A 26,734-nucleotide genomic window follows, 5' to 3' on the forward strand; every position below is an offset into this window, starting at 1 on the left:
GGGGAACTGCGCGAGCAACCCCCACGCGCCCGCACGGGCCGACGAAACCGAACGGACCCCCACGTGTGCCATCAAGGCCCCGCAGGGGTCCGCTCATTGGATCGCCGGGTCCGCCCAACTCCCCGGCGTCGGCTGCCATTTCAGCCGTGGGCCGTCACCCCACGCCCGGCAGCCCGCCTCGGCAGCACCGTCGGCCAGTGCGCGAGCGCGGCCGTCGCGGCGTACCAGGCCACCGCTCCCGCGGCCACCGCGACCCAGCCACCGGCCTTGGCCAGTGACGAGCTGTCGGCGAAGTTCGCGACGGCGAGTACCAGCATCGCCAGGAACAGCAGCCCGTACACGCCCTGTCCGAGCTGGTCGCCGCCCGCGAGGGTCAACGACAGGGCCACGAGGGCGAAGAGGAGCAGGAAGAGGCCGGCGCCGTTGGCCGAGGTGTGGTCGCCGGACGAGACGGCCCAGGTGAACCAGAGGGCGCCGAGCGCCACCCAGCCCGTGCCGTTCACGGTGTCACGGTCACGGAAGGCCAGCAGGCCGACGAGGAACAGGGCGACTCCGCCCACGTAGTGGGCGATTGACACGGCGTCGGACGTGGTCACGTCGTCGATGACGCCGGTGGTGCCGAGGCCGAACGCCAACAGGGTGATCCCCAGGGCGAGTCGGCCGGCCACGGTGGTGGTTCCGCTTCCCGCGGAGACGTCATTGTCCACGGCGGGCTCCCTTCATGCTCTGTGCAGTTGTACGCGGTGACCGATATATGCCCTTCACAAGGGCACAAACACCTCTGCACGGCAGAACGGAGAGTTACGGAATGACAACGACGGGTCGCTTGGCCCGCTTGGCGAGCCGTCCGGCGACGGAGCCGAAGATCCGGCCGACGATCCCGTGGGTCGACCCCACGACGATCGCGTCCGCCTCGTACTCCCGCCCCACCTCTTCGAGTTCGTGGCAGATGTCACCGCCGCGCTCGACGAGGATCCAGGGCACCTCGGAGAGGTAGTCGGCACAGGCGAGTTCCAGACCGAGCACCTCGGTGCGGTGGTCCGGCACGTCGACGAAGACGGGCGGCTCGCAGCCGGCCCACACGGTGGTCGGCAGTCGGTTGGCGACGTGAACGATGATCAGCCCGGTGCGGGAGCGGTGGGCCATGCCGATCGCGTAGGCGAGGGCGCGCTCACTGGAGGTGGAACCGTCGAAGCCGACGACCACCCCGTGCTTGAAGGCGGGATCGCAGGAAGGGCGTGCCTCTTCCGCCGCCAGGGCATCGGCCGCCGTGGGGTCGGCGACCGGCCGCTTGCGGTCCGCTGGATCGAAGAATTCGTGACCGGCCATGGCTGTCTCGGCGTTGTGATCCTTATGTATGGGAGGGACGACAGAGTGCGGCGGAGCTGTGTCCGGGAAACATCTTCCCAAGCCCATACCCCCAAGGGTACGGCGGCACGCCTCCTCAGCCCAGATCCCGCGCACGCTCCGTAGGGGGCTTTTCCCCGGAGTCGGTTAGGGGTTCCCCGGAGCATGCACGAGCCGCGCCCGTAACGCAATGGTTGCTGCCCCGTACAGGCGGTTTGCACAGGATTCGGACAGGCCCGAGGCGTACGCACGGTGACCGTCGGCGCCGACGGGCGTTGATCACGGTACGAGTGCACCACGACAGGGAGTACGACGATGTCCGGACCGCGTCCCACCGCCCGCGATCCGCGCTCCGCCGGACGCCGTCCGCACCCCGCCCCGGACACCACGGGCGACGTGGTCCGCTGGGCCGCGTTCTCCTGCGTCCTCGTCCCGGTGGTGCTCCTCTGGTACGGCACCTCGCTGGCCGGTGCGGCCGGCACCGCGCTGGGCCTCGCCGCCGTCACGGCGGTGTGCCGGTTCCTGCTGCGGCGGTCGGAGCGCGCGACGGCGCCCCGGGGAGGCGGACGTCACACCAGGGGCACCACACCGGGCACCCGGAGCCCGACGGACACGACACCGGTCGACTGACCGGTTTCGACACCCTGGAACGCTGCTTTTCAGCCAACTTCCCGACCCTGTGCAAGAGGACCCCCCGCTCCCCCCGAACCCCCGTTCCACCTGCACGGACAGGGTCCGGGAGACCCCGTGCACCCTATGCGGTTTGGCCACTGACACGAGGCGCACTTCCCTGCACGGCCCGCGAGTGCAACCCTTCGTGATCGAATGCTTCACGCCAAGTTGTCATGTCGACAATCCATGGCGTGTCGAACTGGTCAACGCGACACCGCGGGAACCAGTAGATTCGATCTTGACGTCTTACGGCGGGGGACTCGTGCAGGACCGAGGGGAAACGTGCAGGAGCGACACAACCGAGGAGCCGCGACCACCGAGGGGGGCTTAGCAGTATGAGCCACGACTCCACTGCCGCGCCGGAAGCCGCGGCCCGGAAACTGTCCGGGCGACGCCGCAAGGAGATCGTCGCGGTGCTGCTGTTCAGCGGCGGCCCCATCTTCGAGAGTTCCATACCGCTGTCGGTGTTCGGGATAGACCGCCAGGACGCCGGCGTGCCGCGCTACCGACTGCTGGTGTGCGGCGGCGAGGAAGGCCCGCTGCGGACCACAGGGGGCCTGGAACTCACCGCGCCGCATGGCCTGGAGGCCATCTCACGCGCCGGGACGGTCGTCGTGCCGGCCTGGCGCTCGATAACGGCGCCACCACCGGAGGAGGCGCTGGACGCACTGCGCCGCGCCCACGAAGAGGGGGCGCGCATAGTAGGACTGTGCACCGGGGCGTTCGTACTGGCCGCCGCCGGACTGCTGGACGGCCGCCCGGCCACCACGCACTGGATGTACGCGCCGACGCTGGCCAAGCGCTACCCGTCGGTGCACGTCGATCCACGCGAACTCTTCGTGGACGACGGGGACGTGCTGACCTCGGCCGGTACGGCGGCCGGGATCGACCTGTGCCTCCACATCGTGCGCACGGACCACGGCAACGAGGCGGCCGGGGCCCTGGCCCGCCGCCTGGTGGTCCCGCCGCGCCGCTCGGGCGGTCAGGAGCGCTACCTCGATCGGTCTTTACCAGAGGAGATCGGCGCCGACCCGCTGGCCGAGGTCGTCGCCTGGGCACTGGAGCACCTCCACGAGCAGTTCGACGTGGAGACGCTGGCGGCACGCGCGTACATGAGCCGCCGGACGTTCGACCGCCGTTTCCGGTCCCTGACCGGCAGCGCCCCGCTCCAGTGGCTGATCACACAGCGGGTGCTCCAGGCGCAGCGCCTCCTGGAGACGTCGGACTACTCGGTGGACGAGGTGGCGGGCCGCTGCGGCTTCCGCTCCCCCGTCGCGCTGCGCGGCCACTTCCGCCGCCAGCTCGGCTCGTCCCCGGCCGCGTACCGGGCGGCGTACCGGGCCCGTCGCCCCCAGACCGACCGTCCCGACACCCCGGAACCGGCGCCGCTGCCGCCGTCGGGTCCGCTGCCGGTCCAGTACCCCGAGGGGGTGCTGCCGATGCAGACCCGCAGGACGGCCGCGGTGGGCCTGTCGGCCAGCCTGCCGGGCCCGCGCACGGGCAGCTGAACCGCGCCGCCGCCCACCCGGCCGAGCCGGGTGGGCGGTCGCCGTTCCCGGGCTCCGGCCCGCCGCCTCGCCCACGAGGTCACCGCACGGCAGGTCCGGCTCGCGGCGGCGCGCCGTAAGGTTAGACACATGAACGATCGCATGGTGTGGATCGACTGCGAGATGACCGGCCTCTCGCTGTCCGACGACGCGCTCATCGAGGTGGCCGCGCTGGTCACCGATTCCGAGCTGAACGTGCTCGGCGAGGGCGTGGACATCGTCATCCGTCCGCCGGCCAAGGCACTGGAGACGATGCCGGAGGTGGTGCGGCAGATGCACACCGCGTCCGGGCTCCTCGACGAACTGGCCGGCGGCACGACGCTGGCGGAGGCCGAGGAGCAGGTCCTGGCCTATGTACGGGAGCACGTGAAGGAACCCGGCAAGGCCCCGCTGTGCGGAAACTCCGTCGGCACCGACCGCGGCTTCCTGTCCCGGGACATGCCGGCCCTGGAGGGCTACCTGCACTACCGGATCGTCGACGTCTCCAGCGTCAAGGAGCTGGCCCGGCGCTGGTACCCGCGGGCGTACTTCAACAGCCCGGAGAAGAACGGCAACCACCGCGCCCTCGCCGACATCCGCGAGTCGATCGCCGAACTGCGCTACTACCGCGAGGCCGTCTTCGTACCGCAGCCCGGCCCGGACTCGGACACCGCGAAGAAGATCGCCGCGAAACACGTCCTGCCTGCCCAGTAGCCGTACCCGGGTCCCCGGAGGGCCCCCGGAAAAGCCGTGCACGAGCACCCCTCCGGACCCTGTACACTTTTTCTCGGCCGGTCGGAGAAACCACAAAGTCACCGCCGGTCGTGGTGGGTGTAGCTCAGCTGGTAGAGCACCTGGTTGTGGTCCAGGATGTCGCGGGTTCGAGTCCCGTCACTCACCCTTGTAGGAGAGGCCCCCGGCCTGCGGAGACGCGGACCGGGGGCCTCTTCGTCGTCCGGCGCCGTGTGAGCACGGCGACGCCCCGCCGGCCGGAAGGGCCGGCGGGGCGTCGCCGTCGTGTCGTCGGTCGTCGTCGGTGGGCGTCAGCCGACGTAGCCGGCCACGTCCGCGATCACGTTCGTGGTGCTGCTCGTGTAGAGGTCCACCTTGCCGTCGGAGCCGACGGGCACGATGACCTGGTTGGCGATCGTCCTGCCCTGCGCCCAGTTCAGGTTGGAGGCCGTCGGACGGCTGCCGCCGTCGGCCCAGGCGGTGAGGTAGCCGCTGCCGGTGGTGCCGGTGACTGTGACGGTCAGCACGACCGCCTTGACGCCGGTGGACGGGATGGCGTCGCGCCCCGAGATCTGAAGGGCCAGCGTCTTGCCGGAGCCCAGCGCCGTCGTCTGACGGGTGTCCAGCAGGCGCAGCGGGGTGACCGTGTGGAAGGCCGAGCCGCTGGTGGAGAAGTAGCCGGAGACGTCGGCGATCACGTGGCTGGTGCCGTGGACGTAGATGCTGACGTTGCCGTCACTGCCGACCGGCACGGTCACCAGGTTGGGGATGGTGGTCCCGGTCGCCGACCAGTTGACGTTGGACGCGGTCGGGCGGCTGGCGCCTTCGGGGTAGGCCTCCAGGTAGCCCCCGCCGACGGTCTGGGTGGCCGTCAGGTTGAGCACCACGGAGGTGGCGGCGGTGGGCACACCCCCGTGGCCGCGGACCTTGAGGCTGACCACCGCGTCGGAGATCTTGCTGGTGGTGGAGATGCCGACCTTGGAGCGGGTGTCCAGCAGGCGGGCCGGGGTGAGTGCCGTGTACTTCGAGCCGGTGGTGCCGCTGGTGTAGTAGCCCTGGACATCGGCGATCACGTGGGTGGTGCTGCTCGTGTAGAGGTCGACCACGCCGTCGCCCGCCACCTTCACGGTCGCCGAGGCGGCGATGGTCTGGCTCGCAGCGGTCCAGTCGAGGTTGCTGGTCGCCGGCTTACTGGTGCCGTCGGCCCAGGCGATCAGCGAACCCGCGCCGGTGGTGCCGGTGACCGTGAGGTTGAGCACGACAGCGGTCACGCCGCTGCTGGGGATCCCCCCGGCTCCCTCGATCTTGACCGGGGCGGTGCCGCCCGCGACCAGGGGCTTCGTGGCCGGGACGGAACTGAGGCCCCAGCCCGTGCCGTTGCGGGTGTCCAGCAGGCGCTTGGGGCTGCTGAGCGGGTGGAAGGTGGCGGCGCCCGTGGCGGCCGTGCCCTTGGCCGCGCACAGCGCGCTGGTCAGGCCGGCCTCTTTGGGCGAGCCCAGGCCGGTCACCTCGTCGTAGCCGGCCGCCGCCGTGTAGCCCGTGGCGTAGACGGAGTTGTCGCCGCTGGTGACGTCCCAGAAGTTCGTCGGGTAGCTGCTCCGTGCGGCCTTGTAGAGGGCGTTGTTGAGGAAGCCGACCGGGCCGTTGGCCTGGCAGGCCGTGCCCGCGTTGGCCTGGACGACCGCGGCGGCCCAGGTCGGGGCCGCACCGCTGGTGCCGCCGACGAGGCCGGGGACGGGACTGGAGGACTGGCTGTCGTCCTGGAAGTAGATCGGATACCCGTCGGCCGGGTCCGCCAGGGCGGAGACATCCGGAACGGCACGCTTGGTGGTGGTGGCGACACCGCCCTGGTAGACGACGGGAGCCCAGCGCGAGGACACGCCGCCTCCGGTGCCGCCGGAGGCGTTGCCCCACGTCGTCTGGGTCGTGGTGCTGCCCGAGGTGGTCATCGTGGTGCCGCCGACACCGGTGACGTACGGCTGGCTCGCGGGGTCGTCGACGGCCTTGGCCGTGGAGCCGGTCGCGCGGTAGCAGTCGCTGGAGCCGTCGTCGCCCGAGGCGGCGACGACGCTCTGGCCCTGGGCGGCGGCCTCCGCGAAGACGGTGTTCTCGGCGCTCGCGGTCGCGCTGCTCTCGACCGCCTCGCATTCACCCCAGCTGGTGGAGATGACCTGTGCCTGGTCGTCGGTGACCATCCGCTGGTAGACGTCGAGCACGTTCTGGTCGGTCGCGGACGCGGCGTCCGGTCCCTGGTAGTCGATGACGGCGGCGCCGGGCACCAGACCTATCAGGTCCTCGATGTCGAGCGCCGATTCCACGCCGACCGAACCGTCGGTGGCCGGCGCGCCGGCCCCGGCGGTCGTGTCGACGTACACGTGGGACACCGAGGTGCTGGTGCCGACGCAGGACTGGTACGCGGCGATGCTGCCGGCATCGACGTTCTCCAGCTCGAAGACGGCCACGGTCTGTCCCGCGCCGGCGGTGGCGGAGCTGCTCATCCCGTAGGCGCCGGCCAGCTTGCCGGGGCTGTAGTAGTCGGTGCCGTCGGTCAGGCCCGAGCCGGTGAAGTCGGCGCAGAGTGCCGGGGTGTACGTGTGGGGGGTCACCGTGCGCGAACCGCGCCCGGTGGCGGTGGCGGTGGCGGTGGCGGCAGAACCGTTCCTGCTCGTGCGACGTACCGCGGAGTGGTGACTGCTGACGGTGTTGACACTGCTCAGACCGACGATCCCGGTCACCGAGGACGCCACGTTCGCGGGCAGCGAGGGGGCCGAGGTGTTGAGGTAGTCGGTGGTGCCGTCCTTGAGCCGGACGTCGTGGAAGCCGGTGGCGAAGGCGTGGGACGCCTGCGCGGCGGTGGCGGTGACCGGAATGGACAGGCCGTCAGGGCTGACCTTGCCGGGAGAGAGACCGGCCGCCTTCAACGCCCCCGAGACCGCGGCGATGGTGGCCCGCGTGGGGCCGAAGACCGAGGCGAACTGCCCCTTGGCCAGGTAGTGGTGGTACTGGGCGTTGCCCGGTGTGGACACCGCGGTGACGAAGTCCGCCAGCGACTGCGGATCCCGCGGGGCCAGGTTCACGCTGAGGTGCAGCGTGGTTCCCGACGCGGTCGCGCCCGTCACCGTCGCACCCGCCGGGACCCGCGGGGCCGCGCCTATTCGCCTGGGCGCGTGCGATCCGGCCGTGCCCCCCTGCGCGACCGCGCCACCGGCGGTCGCGGTGACAACGGCGAGGGCGGCAGCGGCGGTGGAAGCCGCCACGATCACCCTGGTCCGTCTGCCGGTCTTGACTGCCGCGCGCCCGGGACGTCCCGGCGCGGCGTGGACCTTCTTGGCCATGCGCGAATCTCCTAGAAACTGACGCACCACCACATCGATGTGCTGTGACGGCGGTCGAAGCGTCACTCGGCCGACAGGCGCGTCCACGTCACGAGGCGTGCAGGAGCTGTCCCTCTTAACCGAAGTGTGCGCATTTTTTATCAGGTCATGACAGTTGCTGTCTCTGCCCGCCCCTGAACCATGAGCTGATCTTTACCGACCGTCGCAGGTGGGTCCTGCTGGGGTGCGGCCCCAGTGCGAACCCCGGTCCGGCGGTGCTGTCCTGACGTGGTCGGCGACGACGGCGTGCGCGGCCGGGAACAGGGCACCGCCTGCCGTGACCGGTACGGCTCCGAGGCCGCGGCGCCGCTCGGCGTCTTCGGCCCCCGCTTCTACCGAACTCCCCGCCCCGCATGAACTCCCTGCCCCGATCGGACTTCTTCGTCCCCCGACCGAAAGGCGACCGCCTTCCCATGCCTTCCGAACTCCGGCCCCCGGCCGGCCGCCGTGGATTCCTCAAGGGCGCCGCCGGCGCACTGGCCGTCCCGGCCGCCGCCGCCCTCGTCGGCGCGTCGGCCGAGCCCGCCCACGCCGACGACGGCGGCCTGCCCGACTACGCGCCGATCCCGGCCGCCGCGGCCGGGCCCCGGGTGAACGAGGCCGGCTACCACGTGGGCCAGATCGCCGGAAACCTCCACTGGGTCACCGACTCCTTCTACCAGGCCATGTTCCTGACGACCCGGCGGGGCGTCGTCCTCGTCGACGCCCCGCCGACCATCGGGCACAACCTGCTCCGCGCGATCGACGACGTCACCCGGGCCAACGGCCGGCCGAACAAGGTCACGCACCTGGTCTACTCGCACTCGCACGCCGACCACATCGGCGCCGCCGGCCTGTTCGGAACCGACGTCGTGCGGATCTCGCACGCGGCGACGGCCGGCCTGCTGGCCCGCGCGGCGGACCCGAACAGACCGCTGCCGACGGTCACCTTCCAGGACAAGTACCAGCTCAAGGTCGGCGGGGAGACCCTGCGCCTGGCGTACCACGGCCCCAACCACTCCCCCGACAACATCTTCGTCCACGCGCCCGAGTACGCCACCCTGATGCTGGTCGACGTCCTGTACCCGGGGTGGGTGCCGTTCAAGAACCTCGCGGTCTCCCAGGACATCCCCGCCTGGATCAAGGCCCAGAGCATCGCCATGGACTACCCGTGGCAGACGTTCGTCGGCGGCCATCTCGGGCGGCTCGGAGTCCGCGCGGACGGCGACCTACAGATCCGCTACATGGACGATCTGGAGACCAGCACCCGGTCCGCGATCGCCAGCGTCGACCCGGCCCCGTTCTTCGCCAAGTACGGCGCGCAGGGGAACTCGTGGGCGATCTTCAAGACCTTCCTCGACGCGGTCGCGGACGCCGCCGCCGCTCCCGTGGCCGCGAAGTACACCGGGGTCCTCGCCGCCGCCGACGTCTTCACGCGGGACAACGCGTGGACATTGCTGGAGTCCCTGCGGATCGACGCGGGTGTCCTCGGGCCGTTCGGCGTCCACCCCTGAGACACCGGCCCTGAACACGGCCCTGAAACACCGGCTTTGAACCGCCGGCTTTGAAACGCCGGCCCTGAACCGCCGGCTTTGAACCACCGGCCCTGAACCGCCGGCTTTGAACCAGGACACCGACAAGAGAGGCCCAGCCATGACCGCTCCCGTTCCCGTGGTCTTCATCCACGGACTGTGGCTGCACAGCACCTCCTGGCAGCCGTGGATCGATCTGTTCCGTGCCGAGGGCTACGACCCGTCCGCGCCCGGCTGGCCCGGCGATCCCGACACCGTCGAGGACGCGCGCCAGAACCCCGAGAGCATCGCCGGCCACGGCATCGACGACGTCGTCGAGCACTACGCGGCCCTGATCGCGGCCCTGCCCGTGCGGCCCGTCGTGATCGGTCACTCGTTCGGCGGGATGATCGCGCAGAAGCTGCTCGGCCAGGACCGCGCCGCCGCGGCCGTCGCGATCGACGCCGCGCAGATCAAGGGCGTCCTGCCCCTGCCGCTGTCCGCGCTGAAGGCGACGCTCCCGGTCTTCAAGAACCCGGCCAACAAGCGCCGGTCGGTCTCCCTGACCGCGGAGCAGTTCCGGTTCGCGTTCGGCAACGCCATCGCCGAGGAGGAATCGGCCGCCCTGTACGAGCGCTGGACCATCCCCGCGCCGGGCAAGCCGCTGTACGAGGCCGCCGCCGCCAACTTCAACCCGCACTCGCCGGCGAAGGTCGACACCGGTAACAGCGGACGCGGCCCGCTGCTGCTCGTCTCCGGCGGCAAGGACCACACGGTGCCCGAGGTCGTCACCCGGGCCACCCTCAAGCAGTACCGGCACTCCGACGCGGTCACCGACATCATCAACTTCCCCGACCGCGGGCACTCCCTGACGATCGACGGCGGCTGGCGCGAGGTCGCGGACACCGTCCTGACCTGGCTGCGGCAGCAGAGTCCGGAGCCGGGGCGATGAGTTCCGGCCCCGCGCCGGGGGCCGGCAGCGGCGGCTTCGCCGAACAGCTCGCGGGCCGGCTCCGCCTGGAACCGGAGGCGGCGGTCGACCATGTCGTCAGCGACGTGCGACGTCTGCCCACCGCCCGGCTCGGCAGTCCCGACGGCGGCGTACCGCGCCCGGTCTGACCCTCCCCTGTCCCGGCACGGCGGGCGCCGAGCCCGCCGTGCCTCGCTCACCCTCGCGCCTCTGGAGACACCTGTGAGATTCCGCCTGTCCAGATCCCGCGCCCTGGTGGCCGCGGTCTTCGCCCTGGCCCTCGGCCTCGGCTCGACCACCCTCACGGCCTCGGCCTCGGCCGCGGCCGCGGCCGCGGCCAAACCGGCGTCGCCGTCCGGCGAACGAATACCCGCCGGCTTCAGCGAACACAAGACCCGGGTCGCCGGGATCGGCATCAACTATGTGATCGGCGGCCACGGCCCGACCCTGGTCCTGATCCACGGCTACCCCCAGACCTGGTACGAGTGGCACGGCATCATGCCCGCGCTCGCCGAGCACTACACCGTCATCGCGCCGGACCTGCCCGGCGCGGGCCGGAGCGACGCCCCGGCGTCCGGCTACGACAAGAAGACCATGGCCGCCGAGCTGCACGCGCTCCTGGTGTCGCTCGGCAAGGACCGGGACGTGAACGTCGTCGGCCACGACATCGGCACTATGGTCGCCTACTCCTACGCCGCGCAGTACCCGCGCAGCGTCAGGAAGCTCGTGCTCAGCGAGGCCCCCATCCCCGACCCGGGCCTCTACGAGTTCCCCTCCCTGACGGCCCAGGGCCCCGGAGCGTGGCACTTCGGCTTCTTCTCCCTGGGGACCGGTCTCCCGGAGAGCCTGATCCGGGGCCGCGAGCTGACCTGGACGACCGGCTTCATGCGGGGCATCGCCGTGCACAAGGACGCCCTGACCCCGGACGACCTGCGGGTCTTCGCCTCCTACCTGCGCGACCGCGCGCACCTGGAGGCGAGCTTCGCGTGGTTCCGGACGTTCCCCCAGGACATCGCGGACAACGCGCGGTTCCGGAAGAAGCCCCTGCCCATGCCTGTCCTCGCGATAGGCGCCGACGGCAGCCTCGGTTCGTCGGTCGCCCGGCAGGTGCGCCACTACGCCACCCACGTGACCCCGGCCGTCGTCCCCGACTCCGGCCACTGGATCTACGAGGAACACCCGAAAGAGACGACCGACATGCTGCTGCGCTTCCTGGGCGGCAGCCGATGACGTCAGGAGCGGAAATGACCAGGTTCTTCCCCACCTTCGGCCCGGCGGCCGAGCGCGAACCCTTCTGGTTCCTCGGCGGCCAGGCCAGGATCCTGCTGCCCGGTACCGCGACCGACAACCGGCTCAGTCTGATGGAGTTCGCCGACCCGGCCGGCCACGCGCCCCCGCACCACGTCCACGAGGACGAGGAGGAGATCTGGTTCGTCCTCGACGGCGAGGTGACGTTCTTCGTCGGCGACCAGCGCCACGACCTGGTGCCCGGACAGGTCGGCTACGGGCCGCGCGGGGTGCCGCACAGCTATCTGGTGCGCTCGCCCGAGGGGGCGCGGATGGCGGTGCTGTTCAGCCCGGCGTGCATCGAGGAGTACTTCAGGGCCAACGGCACGCCGGTGGCCGAGGCCGGGGACCTGCCACCGGAGTTCGATCTCGGGGCGGTCGTGGCCTCCGCCGAGGCCTTCCACCTGCGCGTCACCGGGCCCCCGCCGTCTCTGTGAGCCGGACCGCGCCATCGCCCACGACACCGATCCGCCGGGCTCACGAAAGGAAGACGGACATGCCGTACATCACCGTCGGCCAGGAGAACTCCGCCGACATCGAGCTGTACTACGAGGACCACGGGAGCGGGCAGCCCGTCGTGCTGATCCACGGCTACCCGCTGGACGGCCACTCCTGGGAGAAGCAGCTCCCGGCCCTGCTCGACGCGGGCCACCGGGTCATCACCTACGACCGGCGCGGCTTCGGCCGGTCGTCGCAGCCGACCACGGGCTACGACTACGACACCTTCGCCGCCGACCTCGACGCGGTGCTGACCGAGCTGGACCTCACCGACGCGGTACTCGTCGGGTTCTCCATGGGCACCGGGGAGGTCGGCCGTTACCTGGGCGCGTACGGCTCGCGGCGCGTCGCCAAGGCCGCCTTCCTGGCTTCCCTCGAACCCTTCCTGGTCAAGGCCGACGACAACCCGGGCGGCGTCGACCGGTCCGTCTTCGACGGCATCCTGGAGGCGGTGACGAAGGACCGCTACGCCTACTTCACCGGCTTCTACGAGGCGTTCTACAACCTCGACGAGACGCTCGGCAGCCGGATCGGCGAAGAGGCCGTGCGGGCGAGCTGGAATGTGGCGGCGGGCGCCTCGGCGTACGCGTCGGTGGCCTGCGTGCCCACCTGGATCACCGACTTCCGCGCCGACGTCGCCAAGATCGACGTACCGACGCTGATCCTGCACGGCACGGCCGACCGGATCCTGCCGATCGACGCCACCGGGCGGCCCTTCCACGCGCTGCTGCCCTCGGCCGAGTACGTCGAGATCGAGGGCGCCCCGCACGGTCTGCTCTGGACGCACGCCGAAGAGGTCAACGCCGCGCTGCTGGCCTTCCTGGCCAAGTAGCCGCCCGGCTCCGCCACCACCGAGGGCCCGGACCGCGGTGCGGTGCGGGCCCTCGCGCGCGTCCCGTGGGCGGCCGGTACCGGACCGGACGCCTTCGTCAGTCCTGCGCGCCCGCCCGCCACGCACTCGGTGAGGTGCCGTACGCCGCCCGGAACGCCCGGCTGAAATGGGCGGCGTTCGTGAAGCCCCAGCGGCGTGCCACCGCGGCGACGGTGGGGGTGGCCGGGGAACGGCGGGACAGCTCGCTGCGGCACTCGTCCAGGCGGCGGCGCTGGATCCAGCGGGCGACGGTGGTGGACTCGCCCTCGAAGAGCTTGTGCAGGTAGCGGACCGAGATGCGGTGTTCCCTGGCGATGTGGACGAGGGTCAGGTCGGGGTCCGCGAGATGGCGGTCGATGAAGGCCTTGACCCGGAGCAGGAGGGCGAGGCCGCCGCCGGCGGTGTCCTGGGGATCGCGGCCGAGCCGCTCGGCGAGGAGCGTTCCGACGAGGTCCACGGCACTGGCCGCCAGCCGTTCGGCCACCGTGGGGGTGATGTCGCAGGCGCGGTCGGCCACGCTCTGTAGGAAGGGCAGGACCACGTGGCCCAGCCCGTCGTCGCGGAGCAGCGACGTCGCCGTGATCCGCTGGAGTTCCCCCTCGGTCTGCGGCAGCAGGGAGCAGGGCACCAGCAGCACCTGCATCCGGAACCGCCGCGGGAAGCGCAGGGTGTAGGGCCGGGTCGTGTCGTACAACGCCACGTCCCCCGGGTGCAGTTCGGCGCTGCGGGAGTCCTGGTCCACGTGGGCGTGGCCACTGCGCTGCAAGCCGACGTACACGTAGCCGGAACTGTCCCGGGCGATCAGGCCGGGCGTGCGGTCGACGCGCCCGCGGTCGCAGTCGACGGTGGTCGCCTGTAGCGGACCGAGCCGGTCGGTGCTGATCGTCCCGCTGAAGGGCTCGTCCTTGGGGAGCGTGATCCGCAGTGGGACGAAGGTGCGGAAGACGTCTTCCTGCCAGTGCTCCAGACGCTCGTCGCCGGGCATCGACCGCACCGAGAACACAACGCTCATGCCCACTTCCCCAGGCTTCGCGACGCGAGCGCCGACAGGTGACGCCCGGCACCGGGACATCCGGAGCCCCTCAGGCCCTGGCATGGAGTATCGCCTCTCCCGAAGCCCGGACGCGCGGGTTCCGGTGCGCTCGCACCAGGGTGGGTGCGCGATGCGCACAGCACCGGTGCGCGCTGGGCAAAGCCGGACGCCGCCCGGCCTCCTACAGTGCAACGCGTGGCAGCCCGAGGCGTGGCACCGGAGACCGGCGAGGAGCGGTGACGGTCGCAGGCGGCCCCACCGGAGGCCGGCCCGCTCGCCTCGCCGACGGACACGGCCGCTTCCCCGCGCCTCGATCCGCCGCCCCCGGCCGCCTCGCGCACCGGGCTGCCGGCTCCCGCCCCCCCCGGATCTCCTCCGGCCCGACGTCGTCTCCTGCGTGTGGTGAAGGGAACTCTCATGATGGGGTCGGGCGTTCACCGTGCGGCCGGGCCGCCGATGGTCGGCCGGCACGCGGAGCGTGCGGCGATCGGAAGGCTGCTCGCAGCGGTCCGTGACGGCTTCGGCGGGGCGCTGGTGCTCAACGGCGACGCGGGAGTGGGCAAATCCCGGCTTCTGGAGTACGCCGCCGAGTCCGCCCAGGACCTGACCGTCGTCAGGCTGGTCGGCGTGGAGGCCGAGACGCGGCTGGGCTACGGAGCCCTGCACCGTCTGCTGCGGCCCCGTCTCGGCCGGCTGTCGGCTCTGCCCGAGCGGCAGCGTGCGGCTCTGAGCGCCGCGTTCGGGCTGGCCGAGGCTTCGCCGTCCGACCGCAACCTGGTCGGCCTGGCCGCGTTGACGCTGCTCTCGGACGCGGCCGCGGCGGCACCCACCCTCTGCCTGATCGACGACGTGCAGTGGCTGGACCGCGAGTCCGCGGAGACCCTGGCGTTCGTGGGCAGCCGCCTGTACGCGGACTGCCTCGGTCTGCTGTTCGCCGGCCGTGACGGGACCGGCGACCACGGCGTCCTCGGCGCCCTGCCGGCGCTCCGGCTGGAGGGACTCGCGGACGCGGAGGCCAGGGCCCTGCTGACCGCCGGCGTGACCGCGCACCTCGACCGCGCGGTCGCCGAGCAGCTCGTCGCCGGTACCGGCGGCAACCCCCTCGCGCTCCTGGAACTCGCGGTGAACCTGGCCCCGGAACAGCTGGCCGGGGTCGCCCCGCTGCCCGAGCCGCTGCCGGTGAACCAGCAGCTCGAGGACCACTTCCGGCGGGCGGCGGCGCTGCTGCCCGCCGACACCCGGAGGCTGCTGCTGCTCATGGCCTCGACGCCGACGGACGACCCGGCGGCGCTGTGGCGCGCCGCCGGTTCCCTGGGCCTGTCCGTCCGGTCGGCCGCGCCCGCCGTCACCGCGGGGATCCTGCGCACCGGGACCACCGTCGAGTTCCGCCACCCGCTGATCCGGTCGGCGGTCCACTCCGCCGCGTCCGCCGCGGAGCGACGCGCGGTCCAGGCGGCGCTCGCCGCCACGAGCGCCCCCGAGCGCCGGGCCTGGCACCTGGCCGAGGCGGCCGACGGCCCGGACGACGGCGTGGCCGCGGAGCTCGAAGCCGCCTCCGCGCTGGCCCGGGCCCGCGGCGGGTACTCCGAACAGGCCCTGGTCCTCAACCGGGCCGCGGAGCTGACGTCCCGTCCGGACGAGCGGGCCGAGCGGTATCTGGACGCGGCGGCGGCTCATCTCGCCGCCGGCAATCTGGCGGCGGTGCACCCGCTGCTCGAACTCGCCACTCCCGACCTGACCGGGCCGGTGGCCCGGGCCCGCGCGACACGGCTGCGGGCGTCCGTCGAGATGGTCTGCGCCCGGCCTCGCGAGGTGCCGGCGATGCTGCTGGCCGCGGTGGCCGAACTGGGCACCACCGACCCGGTGGTGAGCTGGGAGCTGCTGCGCGAGGCGACGCACGCCGCGATCATCAGCGGCCGGATGATCACCGGGACGACACCCCGAGAGGTCGCCAGGGCCACCGCCGACGCCTGGCGCGACACGGGGGTACCGGCCGGGAGCCCTGATCCGCTGACGGCGGCACTGGCGCGCCTGATGGCCCACGGCTACGCCGCGGGAGCCCCGGCGCTGGCGGCGGCCCTGGCCCGGTTGCGCACCGCCGGCGAACTCCAGGAGCTGAGTACGTTCAGCACCGTGGTCAGCCTCGCGGGCGACGAGTTGTGGGACATCGAGGCCAAGCGGGAGATCCTCGGGAAGCTGGTGACCGCGGACCGGGGCCGGGGAGCCCTCTACGGGCTCAGCATGGCGCTGTTCGCCCTCGCCACCGTGGAGATCTGGAACGGCCGGTTCGCCGCCGCCGAGGGCTGCTACAGCGAGGCGTACGACTACCTGGCCGCGACCGGGTACGGCGTTCCGGGAGATTTCCACAAGGCCCTGCTGTACGCCTGGACCGGCCGGGAGGCGGAGCTGCGGGCCGCGGTCGCGACGATGCGCGCCGCGTCCGAGAGCCTGGGCATCGTCATGCACCGGTGGATCGGCCAGGCCCTGAGCATCTTCGAGATCGGTCGCGGGCAGTACCGGGAGGCGCTGGACGCCCTGCTCGCGGTGTTCGACGACGACCCGTTGGTCCTCGGCGACGTCAACCTCGCCGGAATGGTCGAGGCCGGGCTGCGGTCCGGTGACCGGAAGGCCGCCGCCCTGGCCATGGCACGCATGGAGGAGCGCGCTCCGCTGGCCGGCACCCCGTGGGCGTCGGGGCTGCTCGCGCGCTGCCGGGCCCTGATGGCCGACGGGGACGGGGCCGAGCGGCTGTACCAGGAGTCGATCGCGCAGCTCGGGAAGGTCCCGGTGGCCGTGGAGCTGGCGTGGTCGCGTCTGTTGTTCGGCGAATGGCTGCGCCGGCGCCGGCGCCGTGCCGACGCCAGGGTCCAGCTCCGGGCCGCGTACGAGGCCTTCGAGTCCTGGGGGGCGGCGCCGTTCGCCGAGCGGGCGAGGGTGGAGCTGCTGGCCACCGGGGAGACGGCACGCAGACGAACGGCCGACACCCAGTTCGACCTCACCCCGCAGGAGCGTCATGTGGCGGTGCTGGCCGCGTCGGGTCTGACCAACGCGGAGATCGCCACCCAGCTGTTCGTCACCACCTCGACCATCGAGTTCCATCTGAGCAGGGTGTTCCGCAAGCTCGGGATCACGTCGCGCAGACAGATCGGGAGCAGGCTGGGCGCCACCGGTCCCGGCGGGTGACCCCGGGGCGGCGTCCGGTGCGCTCCGCCCGGCTTCGCACCGGGGTGGCTCCCCGGTGCGAGCGAACGTCGAGCGGGGTGGAATACGACCGGCCGGCGCCCTTGGCACCGGCGGGAACCGGTGACGAGGAGGCGGCCATGACGGGATCGGGAGCACGGACGATGACGGATCACGCCGGCGTCCCGCTCAGCCACGGCCGGCCACGGGTCAACGGGGTCGACCTGCACTGTGCGACGGGCGGCAGCGGCGACCCGGTCGTGCTGATCCACGGCGTGCCGAAGACCATGTTCTTCTGGCGCCACGTCATCCCGCTGCTCACCCCGCACCACACGGTCGTCGCGGTGGACCTGCGGGGATTCGGCGGCTCCGCACGCCCTGCGACCGGGTACGACACGCGGACCCTGGCCGCCGACGTCGCCGCGCTGATGGCGGCGCTGGGACACGACCGGTACCGCGTGGTGGGCGAGGACTGGGGTGCGGCCGTCGCCTACGCCGTCGCGGCCTTCCACCGCCCGAACGTCGTCCAGCTCGTCTTCCAGGAGACGAGACTGCCCGGTCTGCCGGTGCCCGGCCTCGGGCCGCTCGACGCCGAGGACCCCCGCACGGGCTGGCACCGCTCGTTCTTCGGCCTGCCGCACTACCCGGAACTGCTGATGGCCGGCCGGGAGCGGGCCTTCTGGACGTACTTCATGCGGCGGATCATGTGGGACCCGAGCGCGTACACGGACGCCGACGAGGACGAGTACACCCGAGGGCTCGAGGAACCGGGCGGCAACCACGCGGTGTTCGAGCTGTACCGGGCGACCGGGACGGACGCGGAGCAGAACCGGCCGCAGTTCGCCGTCCCGCTGGAATGCCCGGTGCTGGCCGTCGGGGGGCGCGCCTACCTCGCCGCGGAGCCCGGCGAGCAGATGGCCCGGGTCGCGGTGGACGTCACACCTGTGGTGATCGAGCGGGCCGGGCACAACATCCCGTTGGAGGCACCCGCCGAACTCGCGCGCCACTACCTCGACTTCTTCGCGACCGCGGAGGAAAGACCGTCGACGGGGACGGGCACGGTGCCGGTGCCGGAAGCGCCGGGACGGCGGCCGTCCGAACCGGATGCCCGCGAGGTCAGTCCGCGGCCGCCGGGCCCGGTTCGCCGATCGCGCGGGGGATCTGCTTCCGGGAGGTGATGCCGAGCTTGCGGAACACCTTGTTCAGATGGAACTCGACGGTCGAGGCGGTGACGAACAACCGCGTCGCGATCTCCCCGTTGGTCAGCCCCGAGGCGGCCATGGAGGCCACCTGCCGTTCCCGCGGTGTGAGATCGAACCTGGTCTCCTCGGTCCGCCTGCGGGCCTTCTCGCCGGTGGCCAGCAGTTCGGTCCGGGCCCGCTCGGCGTACGGCACCGCGCCGAAGGCGTCGAAGCTCTCGTACGCGGCTCGCAACTGCCTCCTGGCATCGGAGCGCCGCTTGCGGCGGCGCAGCCATTCGCCGAACAGCAGCCGCGAGCGGGCCTGTTCCAGGGCGAGCGGCCCCTGCCCCAGCAGGTCGACCGACTCCTCGTAGGACTTCTCGGCGTCGTCGCCGTCCGCCGCCAGCGCCCGGCCGAGGGCCAGGGTGCCCAGCGCCCAGGGTGTACCGGCGAGCGGGGCGCGTTCCTCCAGCCGGGCCAGGGCGCGGTCCACGGCGTCCCGGTCGCCGGTGCGGACACCGGCCTCGACGAGCAGCGGCAGCACCAGGTTGCCGCAGGTCGGAGGGTCCTCCTCGAAGACCGCCCGGGTGTGCCGCAGCGCCTGCCGGTAGTCGCCCCGGCCCAGCTCCAGCGAGGCCAGGGCGTGCTGGGCCATCAGCTGGTGCAGGCCGAGACCGATGCTCCTCATCTCCGCGGTCCGCCGTGCCGCCGCCCGCAGCTCGGTCTCCCGTCCGGTCAGGGCGAACAGGTGGAGCCGGTTGATGTCTCCGCCGCCGGGGAAGCCGGTGGCGGCCACGATGTCGTCGAACTCGGCGTAGCGGACCTCCGCCTGTGTGAACCGTCCGTCCAGGAGGTCGTAGCGCGCCTCGACGAGCAGCGTGATGCCCAGCGCGTACAGCGCGCCGCCGGCACGCTCCGACGCCGCCATGCGGTCGGAGAGTTCCCGCCCGGCCCGGGCGTCCCACAGGTCGTCGCAGGCCATCAGCAGCATCACCGCGAACGGGCTGGTCGCCTCGCCGGTCGCGCCGCCGCCGCGCAGTTCGTCCAGGGCGCTGCGCAGCACGGGCACGCCGTGCTCGTACCCCTCGGCCACGCGCCGGGCCAGCCCCTCCATCAGCAGGTCGCGGCCGCGCCCGGCGGAGTCCGCGGGGGGCCGCGCGGCGACGACGGCCGCCGCGACCTCGGTCAGCGACGTGCCCCGCGTGCAGTCGTGGGCGACCAGCGCGGCGTGCAGCGCCTCGCAGAGCAGTTCCCAGGTCAGTCGTGGGTCCCGGGTGCCGAGCCTGGCCACGGCGTCCGACAGCATCGCGGGGACGTCGGCGACGGCGATCCGGAACATCTGCGCGGTCGCCCGCATCCGCAGCTCGCGCGTGCGCATCACCGGGCCGTGGATGCCGGCACCGGCCAGGTCCAGCAGGGTCCCCGCCGCCGACGCGTCGCCGGACATCAGGTGGGCCTGCGCCGCGTCGAGCAGCCGCTCGGCCCGCTTGTCCGGGTCGCCGGTGAAGTCCGCGGCGCGGGCCAGGAACAGGGCCTGCTGGGAGTAGCCGCCGCGGGCACGGGCTCGTTCGGAGGCGGCCGCCAGGGCGTCGGCGGCGCCCTCGTCCACACCTTCGGCGGCCTCGGACCGGTGCCAGGCACGGCGGTCTGCGTCCCGTACCGGGTCGCAGACGGCGGCCAGTGCCGCGTGGATCCGGCGGCGCTCGCCGGGTTCGGCTCCGGCGTAGACCGTCGAGCGGATCAGGGGATGCCGGAAGGCCGTCGGCGTGCCCCGGCCGAGGATGCCCGCGGCGACGGCCGGCTGGGCGGCGCGGGCGGACAGGCCCAGCCGCCCGGCGGCCCGCCACATCATCCCCGTGTCGTCCGAGGGGGCCGCCGCCAGCAGCAGCAACAGGGTGGCGGTCTCCGGCGGCAGGGCCTGGACGAGGCGCCGGAAGTGGCTCTCGAGGAGCCGGCTCACCGGCAGCGGATCGGGCAGCGGGGCGATGCCGGTCAGCTGCTCGGCGGCCAGGGCGTCGGCCAGCTCCAGCAGCGCGAGCGGATTGCCGCCGGTACCGGCGACGATCCGGTCGGCCACCGCGGTGTCCACCCTCCCGGCGCGGAAGGAGAGCAGGGATCTGGCCTCCGGCTCCGGCAGGCCGGTCACCGCGAGCACGTCGAGCGCGTCGAACCGGCCGTTCTCGCCGAGCCCGTCGCGGACGGCGATGATCAGGCCCAGGGAGTCGGCGTGCAGCCGGCGGGCGGTGAACGCGAGTGCCTCGGCCGACTCCCGGTCCAGCCACTGCGCGTCGTCCAGCAGGAACAGCAGCGGCTGGTCGGCGGCGGCCTCGGACAGCAGCGTCAGCGTGGCGAGGCCGACCAGATAGCGGTCCGCGGGCGGCCCCGGAACCAGTCCGAGGGCCGCGTCCAGGGCGGCCCGCTGCGGTCCGGGCAGCCGGCCCGTCCGGTTCAGGAACGGTCGCAGCAGCCGGTGCAGCGCGCCGAACCCGATACCGGTCTCGGTCTCGGCCGCGGTCAGCCGGACCACGCGGAGTTCGCGGGCCCGGTCGGCGGCGTACTCCAGGAGCCGGGTCTTGCCGATCCCCGGCTCGCCGGTCAGGACCAGGACTCCGCTGAGGCCGTCGCGCACCGCGTCGAGCAGCCGTCCGATGGCGTCGCGTTCGGCGTGGCGGCCGAGCATGGGCGGTCCGGATGTCTGCTGGACGCCGTTCCACACCATGGGACCGCTCCCCCCTTGTCGATGTCCTGACATGGGGAACGCTAGGAACGCCGCGCGGGCGGCGGCGAGCGTCATGTGACGGTGGTGTGCCGGTCAACGCAGGGCGCTGACCACCGTCCGCAGCTCGGCGCGCGAGGCGACGCCCAGCTTGGGGAAGATCCGGTGCAGGTGCGAGCTGACGGTACGGTGCGAGAGGTAGAGCCGCTGGCCTATCTCGCGGTTCGTCAGGCCCTCGGCGGCGAGCCGGACGATCTGAAGTTCGTGGGCGGTCAGTTGGTCCCGGGCGTCCGGGGCCCGGCGGCGGCTGGTCTCGCCCGCGGCGCGCAGTTCCCGGCGGGCCCGCTCCCCCCAGGGGATCGCGCCGAGTGCGTCGAACATGTCGCGGGCGGCACGGAGGTGGTCGCGGGACTCGACACTGCGCCGCCGGCGCCGCAGCCACTCGCCGTAGGCCAGGTGGGTACGGGCCCGGATCAGCGGCCAGGCGCCGAGGTCGGCGCCCAGCGCGTCCGCGAAGAGCGGGTCGGCGTCCTCGTCCGCGGCCAGCAGCGCCCTGGCCAGCCGCAGTTCGGCGTGCAGCACCGGCGCGGAGGTCACCGTGGCGACCTCCTCCAGCTCGGCCACGATCGGGAGCACCGCGTCCTGGCGCCCGCAGTGCGTCGCCGCGTCGACGAGGTCACCCACGGCCGTCAGCCGCAGGGCGACCTGGAACGCGGGATCCGCCGGATCGTGCAGCCGGCGCAGCCGGCCGAAGGCCTCCTCGAACCGGCCCGCGCCCAGCGCGGCCAGCCCGCGTGCCATCGACGCGGTGGCCAGCACCGGACGAGCCCCGGCCGGCAGCCCGATCTCCTCCGCCTCCTCGGCCAGCGCCAGCGCGGAGTCGACCTCGCCGCGCAACGCGGCCAGCTTGGCGGCGGTGGCGGTCATCAGCGCGTACATCATGGCCTGGCTGGTCTCGCGCGCCAGCCTCCGGGACTCCTCGGTCGCCGCGATCGCCGCGCCGAGGTCGCCCACCACGAGAGCGCTCCACGCGTCCGCGCCGACCGTCCGGGCCAGCAGCCCCAGGCGCCCCTGGGCCCGCAGCGGCGCGCTGCCGGCCGCCGAGAACGCCCGCGCCAGCTCGAAGCCGCCGACGAGGAGTGCGGCGGTGCTGAGCATGCGGTAGGCGCGGCCGTCGTCGCCTTCCTTCAGGGCGACGTGCCGGGCCCGCTCCAGGACGAAGGTGCCGCGGTCGACCGGCGCGGCGTAGGCACAGATGGCCAGCCGCCACGGGTCGAGTTCGTCGAGTTCGAGCCGTTCCACGGTCCGCAGAACCGTGCGGCGGGCCTCCGGGCCCGGGTCGGACCAGAAGCACAGCTGCGCCGCGCTCCACAGGATCCGCAGCGCCAGCGCGCGGTCCTCCGCGGCCATCTCCGCCGCGAGGGCCGTCAGGGAGTTGGCGCCCGACGCATGGCTGTGCAGTCCCTCGTCGAAGCTGCCGCGCAGCCAGACGACTGTGGCGTGCTGCCGTCGCGTGAGCGGCCCGGTGAGCGCCTGGTCCAGCAGCCGGGTCACGGACTCGGGCCGGCCGAGTTCGACGGCGAAGTCGGCGGCGCGCAGCAGCCGTTCGGCCCGGCGGACGGCGTCCTCGCTGAGCGCGGCGGCCTGTTCGAGGGCCGTGACGGCCGCCGCGATGCCGCCACGGCGTGCGGCCCGGTGAGCGGCGTCCTCCAACGCGGCGGCGACCGCTTCCTGGGGCTCGTCGGCCGCGGCGGCCCGGTGCCGCAGCTGCCGGTCCGGATGTTCCCAGAGCACGGCGGCGAGCGCGGCGTGTGCGGCGTGGCGGACGCCGGCCGGCATGGTCTGGTGGATCGCCGACCGCATCAGCGGATGCCCGAACCTGACGTCGTTGCCGACGACTTGGACGAGCCGGGCGCGCACGGCCGGGTCGAGTTCCGCGGGTCCGGCCGTGGCGCCGGTGAACAGCCGGGTCGCGCGGTAGGTCTCGGGGAGCGAGGAGCTGTCGTTGAGGGCCGCGATCCGCAGCAGGCTGCGGGTGATGTCGGGCAGGGTCTCCAGGCGGTCGGTGAAGGCCCGTTCGAGCCGCTCGGTGAGCGGCAGCTGGGACATGTGCGGATCGGCCGACGCGCCCAGGGTGCGGGAGAGTTCGGTCAGGGCCAGGGGGTTCCCGGCGGCCTCGGTCAGCAGCCGGCGGTGCGCGGTCGGCCGCAGGTCCGGGGCGTGGTCCGCCAGGAGTTGTGCGGCCTGGCCGTCCGTGAGCGGCCCCAGGGTCACGGAGGTGAGTTCGTCGGAGTTCAGCCGGGACCGGTAGCCCTCGCGGGCGGCCCCCACGACGACCACCGGCTCCGTACCGACCCGGCGTGCCACGAAGGCCAGGACACTGGCGGTGGCGTCGTCGAGCCACTGGACGTCGTCGACCAGGAGCAGTACCGGTGCGAGGGCGGCCGCGTCGGCCAGGAGGTTGAGCACCGCCAGGCCGACGAGGAAGACGTCGGGGACGCCGGCTCCGGCGTGGCCGAGGGCGGTGTCCAGCGCCTGCCGGTGCGGGTCGGCGAGCTGAGCGGCCTCCGCGGCCAGCGGGCTCAGGACGAGTTGCAGACCGGCGTAGGGGATGTCGCTCTCGGCCTCGACACCGCTGGTGCGCAGGACCCGGTGACCCAGCCCTTCGGCGAGGACGGCGGTCTCCGCGAGCAACGCCGTCTTCCCGATGCCCGGTGCCCCGCGGACCAGTACCGCGCTCCCGTGGCTCCGCGGCTCGGCCAGCAGCCGGCGCAGCAGGTCCAGCTGACCGTCCCGGCCGACGAGCTCCACGTTCCCCCCATCAGCCGGGTCCCCGGACTCGGTCTGTCTGGAAGGTCAGCCTACTGCGCCACGGCCGGTGTCAGGACACCGCTTTCTCCCCTGTCGGGCCGACCGCGAACCGCTTGCCGTCCACGCCCCGCACGTTCAGGCCCGCGTCCTGCGCCGTGCCGTCCACCACCTGCGGCGCCGGCGTCCTCGCCGAGCTCTCCGCCACGGACCGCGAACCCCGGACCCCGGTCACGCGCCGAGCGGCCGGTGCCGGCATGACCTCTCATTGTGGATTGACTATTCCACAAAGTGGGCTACCCTTGCGGTATGGCACGCATCAGGGAGTTCGACATCGACCGGGCGCTGGACCGCGCCATGGACCTGTTCTGGCGCAAGGGCTATGCCGAGACCTCCCTACAGGACCTGCTGAAGGAACTGTCGATAGGCAGCGGCAGCTTCTACGCGGCCTTCGGCTCGAAGGAACAGCTCTACGACCGCTGCCTGGAGCGCTACACCTCCCTCCAGGGCGGCGACCTGCGGGAGACCCTCGACGGGACGGCCGACATCAGGACCGCGGTGCGCAAGGTGCTCGTCCCGATGATCGAGGCGGACCTGACCGACCCCACGCGCGGCTGCCTCGTGGTCAGCACCTCCACCCAGTGCGGCGAGCAGCCGTCGGCCGCGGAGCGCGTCACCACCGCCGTCCGGCAGGTCGAGTCCCTGCTCGCCGGGGCCCTGGAGCAGGCGCAGGTGCGGGGCGAGATCTCCCCGGACAAGAACCCGCGGGAGCTCGCCCGGTTCCTCACCACGTTCATCCAGGGGATCCGCGTCGTCGGACAGGCGCGCACGGGAAGGGAGTTCGCGGAGGACGCCCTGTCCGTCGCGATGCGCGCCCTGGACTGACCGCCCCGGACGCGCCTCCCCGCCAGGCGCGCACCCGTGGCCGGCCGTACCGTAATTATGTATTGACCAATCCAGAAAGGCGTTGTCATGGAACTGCACCTCGAGAACAAGGTCGCCGTCGTCACCGGAGCCAGCAAGGGCATCGGCCTGGCGGTGGTCGAGAAGCTGGCCCGCGAGGGCGTCAAGGTCGTGACCGGCAGCCGCTCCTCCACTCCCGAGCTGGACGCCCTGGCGGCCGGCCACGACGTCACGATCGTGCCGGTCGACCTGTCCACCACGGCGGGCGCCGAGACCCTGATCCAGCAGGCCGTGGAGCGTCACGGGCGGCTGGACATCCTGGTCAACAACGTCGGCGCCGCCGAGCCCCGCGAGTCGTTCCTCAAGGTCGACGACGCCGACTGGCAGCGGATCTTCGACCTGACCTTCTTCAGTGCCGTCCGCGTCAGCCGGGCCGCCCTGCCGCATCTGATCGCGGCGGGTGACGCGGCCATCGTCAACATCAGCTCGATCAACGCCCGGCTGCCGTTCCCCATGGTGGTCGACTACTCGGCCGCCAAGGCCGCGCTGACCAACCTCAACAAGTCGCTGTCCGAGGAGTTCGCACCGCAGGGCGTGCGCGTCAACGCCATCGCCCCGGGCCCGGTCCGCACACCGTTCTGGACCGCGCCGGGCGGCTTCGCCGACGCCACCGCCGCGGCCGCCGGCACCACCGCGCAGGAAGCGCTGGACGTCGTCGTGCCGCAGAGCATGGGCATCACGTCCGGACGGGTCAGCGAGGCGGGCGAGATCGCCGACCTCACCCTGTTCCTGGCCTCCCCGCTGGCAGCCAACATCACCGGCACGGAGACCCTCGTCGACGGCGGCCAGACCAAGACGCTCTGACGCCAGGACAGGCCGGACGCGACCCGGCGGCCGCGGGCGGCCGGGCCCCCGCGGCCGGACCGGTCACTTCGCCACGCGGTGGCGGAGGTGGACGACGCCGGAGTCGAAGGTGCGGGTCTCGACGAGTTCGAGGTCCACCCGCCGCTCGTCCCGGGGGAAGAAGGGGGTGCCGCCGCCGACCAGCACCGGGTAGACCACGGTCCGGTACTCGTCGATCAGGCCGGCCGCGGCCGCCTCGACGGCGAGGGTCGCGCCGCCGATCGCGATCTCGCCCTCACCCGGTTCGGCCCGCAACCGCTCGATCTCCGCCGCCAGGCCGCCGGAGAGCAGGCGGGCGTTGCCCTGCACCGCCGTGAGCGTGGTCGAAAACACCACCTTCGGGAGAGGCTTCCAGAGCGCGGTCCACTCGAGCATCGCGTCATCGAGCGACGGGTCCTCGTCGGCGGTCTCCCAGTACAGCATCGTCTCGTACAGCCGCCGCCCCAGCAGGTGGACGCCGACCCCCCGGATCTCGTCGATCCAGAAGCGGAAGACCGCCGGATCGGGCGCCGACCAGTTGAAACCGCCGTCCGGCCCGACGATGTAGCCGTCGAGCGAGACGCTCATCGAATAGGTCACGCTGCGCATCAGGGCCCTCCTCGGTGACGGGTTCGACAGTACGACCGCCCGGCGCCGCGGAACTCATCGCCGCACCCGGAATCTCAGCCGCCACCGCCCCGCCCGGCCGCGGCGACGCCGTAGCCGTCCAGGTAGTCGCGCACCCGCACCAGCCGCCCGTCCCGGACGCGCAGCACCAGCAGCCCGGGGATCGTGACCTGCCCGGCGACCACGACCTGCTCGGCCACGATCACCTCGGGGTCGGCCGTGTCATGGACGGCGACCTCCCTGATCTCCGTCACCCGCACGGGACTGGCACCCCAGACCGCCCGGTGTCCGGCGCGGACCTCCTCCCGGCCCTCGTACCGACGCGCCGCCCGAGCGGATCGCCGGACTCCTGCGCCCGGCGCTCAGATCGCTGACGGAACCCGTCGGCCCGTCGCCCACCGAGAGCCCGGAGCCGGGGGCCGGGGCCGCGGGCCAGAGCCGGGGGCCGGGGCCGGGGGCCAGAGCCGGGGGCTAGGAGGACGCCCTGATCACCAGTTCCGTGGGCAGGACCGCGTGTTTGCGTTCCGGGCCGCGGGACTCCACCGGGCGGCGGTCGGCGATCTCGGTCAGCAGCAGGTCGATCATCGCGCGCCCCATCTCCACGATGGGCTGGCGGACGCTGGTGAGCGGCGGCTCC

At 72.8% G+C, this 26,734-nt stretch carries 24 protein-coding genes and 1 tRNA gene; 15 read left to right on the forward strand and 10 right to left on the reverse strand.

All coding sequences use genetic code 11. From position 1 onward, the window contains the following. Positions 1-140 precede the first annotated feature (140 nt). Both AAW13_RS28925 and AAW13_RS28930 read right to left on the reverse strand, forming a co-directional pair. Positions 141-707: a GPR1/FUN34/YaaH family transporter gene (locus tag AAW13_RS28925; protein WP_046731600.1), complete on the reverse strand. Its 567-nt coding sequence runs from the start codon at positions 705-707 to the stop codon at positions 141-143. A 94-nt stretch (positions 708-801) separates the two neighbouring features. Beyond that, positions 802-1,329, reverse strand: coding sequence for a universal stress protein (locus tag AAW13_RS28930; protein ID WP_046731599.1), 528 nt, complete (start codon positions 1,327-1,329; stop codon positions 802-804). A 333-nt stretch (positions 1,330-1,662) separates the two neighbouring features. Between AAW13_RS28930 and AAW13_RS28935 the strand changes: the two genes are divergently transcribed. From AAW13_RS28935 to AAW13_RS28950, 4 genes are all read left to right on the forward strand, one after another. After that, on the forward strand, positions 1,663-1,977 hold the full coding sequence (locus AAW13_RS28935; RefSeq protein WP_071659717.1) for a hypothetical protein: 315 nt from the start codon (positions 1,663-1,665) through the stop codon (positions 1,975-1,977). A gap of 377 nt (positions 1,978-2,354) precedes the next feature. Next, positions 2,355-3,527, forward strand: coding sequence for a helix-turn-helix domain-containing protein (locus AAW13_RS28940; protein WP_046731598.1), 1,173 nt, complete (start codon positions 2,355-2,357; stop codon positions 3,525-3,527). Positions 3,528-3,656: 129 nt separating this feature from the next. Then, positions 3,657-4,259 (forward strand): oligoribonuclease, encoded by a 603-nt coding sequence (orn, locus tag AAW13_RS28945; protein ID WP_046731597.1) that lies wholly within the window; start codon positions 3,657-3,659, stop codon positions 4,257-4,259. Positions 4,260-4,372: 113 nt separating this feature from the next. After that, a tRNA-His gene (locus AAW13_RS28950) sits at positions 4,373-4,445 on the forward strand. A gap of 143 nt (positions 4,446-4,588) precedes the next feature. Here AAW13_RS28950 and AAW13_RS28955 read toward each other — a convergent pair. Next, on the reverse strand, positions 4,589-7,612 hold the full coding sequence (locus AAW13_RS28955) for a S53 family peptidase (protein WP_046731596.1): 3,024 nt from the start codon (positions 7,610-7,612) through the stop codon (positions 4,589-4,591). A gap of 267 nt (positions 7,613-7,879) precedes the next feature. On the opposite strand from AAW13_RS28955, the gene AAW13_RS47490 reads away from it, so the two are divergent. The 7 genes from AAW13_RS47490 to AAW13_RS28980 all read left to right on the forward strand — a co-directional run bounded on the left by AAW13_RS47490 (position 7,880) and on the right by AAW13_RS28980 (position 12,728). After that, positions 7,880-8,008 (forward strand): hypothetical protein, encoded by a 129-nt coding sequence (locus AAW13_RS47490; protein ID WP_276207607.1) that lies wholly within the window; start codon positions 7,880-7,882, stop codon positions 8,006-8,008. Positions 8,009-8,064: 56 nt separating this feature from the next. Next, entirely contained in the window at positions 8,065-9,144 is a 1,080-nt protein-coding gene (locus AAW13_RS28960) for an MBL fold metallo-hydrolase (protein WP_046731656.1), read from the forward strand. Positions 9,145-9,283: 139 nt separating this feature from the next. Continuing rightward, positions 9,284-10,093, forward strand: coding sequence for an alpha/beta hydrolase (locus AAW13_RS28965; RefSeq protein ID WP_046731595.1), 810 nt, complete (start codon positions 9,284-9,286; stop codon positions 10,091-10,093). Next, a complete protein-coding gene (locus tag AAW13_RS46070) occupies positions 10,090-10,260 on the forward strand; it encodes a hypothetical protein (protein ID WP_167391741.1) in 171 nt (56 codons plus the stop codon). Before AAW13_RS28965 ends, AAW13_RS46070 begins: the two co-directional genes overlap by 4 nt. A 73-nt stretch (positions 10,261-10,333) precedes the next feature. Beyond that, complete coding sequence (locus tag AAW13_RS28970; RefSeq protein WP_052768647.1) at positions 10,334-11,341, forward strand: alpha/beta fold hydrolase; 1,008 nt, start codon at positions 10,334-10,336, stop codon at positions 11,339-11,341. A 14-nt stretch (positions 11,342-11,355) separates the two neighbouring features. Beyond that, a complete protein-coding gene (locus AAW13_RS28975) occupies positions 11,356-11,835 on the forward strand; it encodes a cupin domain-containing protein (protein WP_046731594.1) in 480 nt (159 codons plus the stop codon). A gap of 59 nt (positions 11,836-11,894) precedes the next feature. Beyond that, positions 11,895-12,728 (forward strand): alpha/beta fold hydrolase, encoded by an 834-nt coding sequence (locus AAW13_RS28980; protein WP_046731593.1) that lies wholly within the window; start codon positions 11,895-11,897, stop codon positions 12,726-12,728. 97 nt (positions 12,729-12,825) lie between these two features. On the opposite strand, the gene AAW13_RS28985 is transcribed toward AAW13_RS28980, so the two are convergent. Then, positions 12,826-13,779 carry an AraC-like ligand-binding domain-containing protein gene (locus tag AAW13_RS28985; RefSeq protein WP_046731592.1) on the reverse strand — a complete coding sequence of 318 codons (954 nt, stop codon included), beginning with the start codon at positions 13,777-13,779 and terminating at the stop codon, positions 12,826-12,828. 423 nt (positions 13,780-14,202) lie between these two features. On the opposite strand from AAW13_RS28985, the gene AAW13_RS28990 reads away from it, so the two are divergent. After that, positions 14,203-16,983 (forward strand): helix-turn-helix transcriptional regulator, encoded by a 2,781-nt coding sequence (locus AAW13_RS28990; RefSeq protein WP_240528767.1) that lies wholly within the window; start codon positions 14,203-14,205, stop codon positions 16,981-16,983. A gap of 161 nt (positions 16,984-17,144) precedes the next feature. Further along, on the forward strand, positions 17,145-18,158 hold the full coding sequence (locus tag AAW13_RS28995) for an alpha/beta fold hydrolase (protein WP_063777081.1): 1,014 nt from the start codon (positions 17,145-17,147) through the stop codon (positions 18,156-18,158). On the opposite strand, the gene AAW13_RS29000 is transcribed toward AAW13_RS28995, so the two are convergent. The 3 genes from AAW13_RS29000 to AAW13_RS29010 all read right to left on the reverse strand — a co-directional run bounded on the left by AAW13_RS29000 (position 18,097) and on the right by AAW13_RS29010 (position 23,944). Then, positions 18,097-20,880 (reverse strand): helix-turn-helix transcriptional regulator, encoded by a 2,784-nt coding sequence (locus AAW13_RS29000; protein WP_240528768.1) that lies wholly within the window; start codon positions 20,878-20,880, stop codon positions 18,097-18,099. The genes AAW13_RS28995 and AAW13_RS29000 overlap by 62 nt on opposite strands. Before the next feature lie 93 nt (positions 20,881-20,973). After that, positions 20,974-23,688: an ATP-binding protein gene (locus tag AAW13_RS29005; protein ID WP_046731591.1), complete on the reverse strand. Its 2,715-nt coding sequence runs from the start codon at positions 23,686-23,688 to the stop codon at positions 20,974-20,976. Positions 23,689-23,758: 70 nt separating this feature from the next. Then, entirely contained in the window at positions 23,759-23,944 is a 186-nt protein-coding gene (locus AAW13_RS29010; RefSeq protein WP_046731590.1) for a hypothetical protein, read from the reverse strand. A gap of 50 nt (positions 23,945-23,994) precedes the next feature. On the opposite strand from AAW13_RS29010, the gene AAW13_RS29015 reads away from it, so the two are divergent. Beyond that, the gene (locus tag AAW13_RS29015; protein ID WP_046731589.1) at positions 23,995-24,570 is read left to right on the forward strand and encodes a TetR/AcrR family transcriptional regulator; all 576 of its coding nucleotides are present in this window, start codon (positions 23,995-23,997) and stop codon (positions 24,568-24,570) included. 87 nt (positions 24,571-24,657) lie between these two features. Next, on the forward strand, positions 24,658-25,452 hold the full coding sequence (locus AAW13_RS29020; RefSeq protein ID WP_046731588.1) for an SDR family NAD(P)-dependent oxidoreductase: 795 nt from the start codon (positions 24,658-24,660) through the stop codon (positions 25,450-25,452). Between the two features lie 63 nt (positions 25,453-25,515). On the opposite strand, the gene AAW13_RS29025 is transcribed toward AAW13_RS29020, so the two are convergent. From AAW13_RS29025 to AAW13_RS29035, 3 genes are all read right to left on the reverse strand, one after another. Continuing rightward, positions 25,516-26,079, reverse strand: a complete 564-nt coding sequence (locus tag AAW13_RS29025; RefSeq protein ID WP_046731587.1) for a dihydrofolate reductase family protein — start codon at positions 26,077-26,079, stop codon at positions 25,516-25,518. A 74-nt stretch (positions 26,080-26,153) separates the two neighbouring features. Further along, positions 26,154-26,351 (reverse strand): nuclear transport factor 2-like protein, encoded by a 198-nt coding sequence (locus tag AAW13_RS29030; protein WP_240528769.1) that lies wholly within the window; start codon positions 26,349-26,351, stop codon positions 26,154-26,156. Between the two features lie 217 nt (positions 26,352-26,568). Then, on the reverse strand, positions 26,569-26,734 hold a 166-nt coding region (locus AAW13_RS29035), incomplete at its 5' end, for a substrate-binding domain-containing protein (RefSeq protein WP_167391742.1).

Source organism: Streptomyces humi, from assembly GCF_001005085.2.
GTDB lineage: Bacteria > Actinomycetota > Actinomycetes > Streptomycetales > Streptomycetaceae > Streptomyces > Streptomyces humi.

Coding starts and splice junctions, on each gene's coding strand:
- orn (WP_046731597.1), top strand. CDS start 3,657: ATGAACGATCGCATGGTGTGGATCGACTGCGAGATGACCGGCCTCTCG.
- AAW13_RS29020 (WP_046731588.1), top strand. CDS start 24,658: ATGGAACTGCACCTCGAGAACAAGGTCGCCGTCGTCACCGGAGCCAGC.
- AAW13_RS29015 (WP_046731589.1), top strand. CDS start 23,995: ATGGCACGCATCAGGGAGTTCGACATCGACCGGGCGCTGGACCGCGCC.
- AAW13_RS29025 (WP_046731587.1), bottom strand. CDS start 26,079: ATGCGCAGCGTGACCTATTCGATGAGCGTCTCGCTCGACGGCTACATC.
- AAW13_RS28930 (WP_046731599.1), bottom strand. CDS start 1,329: ATGGCCGGTCACGAATTCTTCGATCCAGCGGACCGCAAGCGGCCGGTC.
- AAW13_RS28985 (WP_046731592.1), bottom strand. CDS start 13,779: ATGAGCGTTGTGTTCTCGGTGCGGTCGATGCCCGGCGACGAGCGTCTG.
- AAW13_RS28995 (WP_063777081.1), top strand. CDS start 17,145: ATGACGGATCACGCCGGCGTCCCGCTCAGCCACGGCCGGCCACGGGTC.
- AAW13_RS28980 (WP_046731593.1), top strand. CDS start 11,895: ATGCCGTACATCACCGTCGGCCAGGAGAACTCCGCCGACATCGAGCTG.
- AAW13_RS28960 (WP_046731656.1), top strand. CDS start 8,065: ATGCCTTCCGAACTCCGGCCCCCGGCCGGCCGCCGTGGATTCCTCAAG.
- AAW13_RS29010 (WP_046731590.1), bottom strand. CDS start 23,944: ATGCCGGCACCGGCCGCTCGGCGCGTGACCGGGGTCCGGGGTTCGCGG.
- AAW13_RS28935 (WP_071659717.1), top strand. CDS start 1,663: ATGTCCGGACCGCGTCCCACCGCCCGCGATCCGCGCTCCGCCGGACGC.
- AAW13_RS28975 (WP_046731594.1), top strand. CDS start 11,356: ATGACCAGGTTCTTCCCCACCTTCGGCCCGGCGGCCGAGCGCGAACCC.
- AAW13_RS29000 (WP_240528768.1), bottom strand. CDS start 20,880: ATGGTGTGGAACGGCGTCCAGCAGACATCCGGACCGCCCATGCTCGGC.
- AAW13_RS28955 (WP_046731596.1), bottom strand. CDS start 7,612: ATGGCCAAGAAGGTCCACGCCGCGCCGGGACGTCCCGGGCGCGCGGCA.
- AAW13_RS28940 (WP_046731598.1), top strand. CDS start 2,355: ATGAGCCACGACTCCACTGCCGCGCCGGAAGCCGCGGCCCGGAAACTG.
- AAW13_RS28965 (WP_046731595.1), top strand. CDS start 9,284: ATGACCGCTCCCGTTCCCGTGGTCTTCATCCACGGACTGTGGCTGCAC.
- AAW13_RS46070 (WP_167391741.1), top strand. CDS start 10,090: ATGAGTTCCGGCCCCGCGCCGGGGGCCGGCAGCGGCGGCTTCGCCGAA.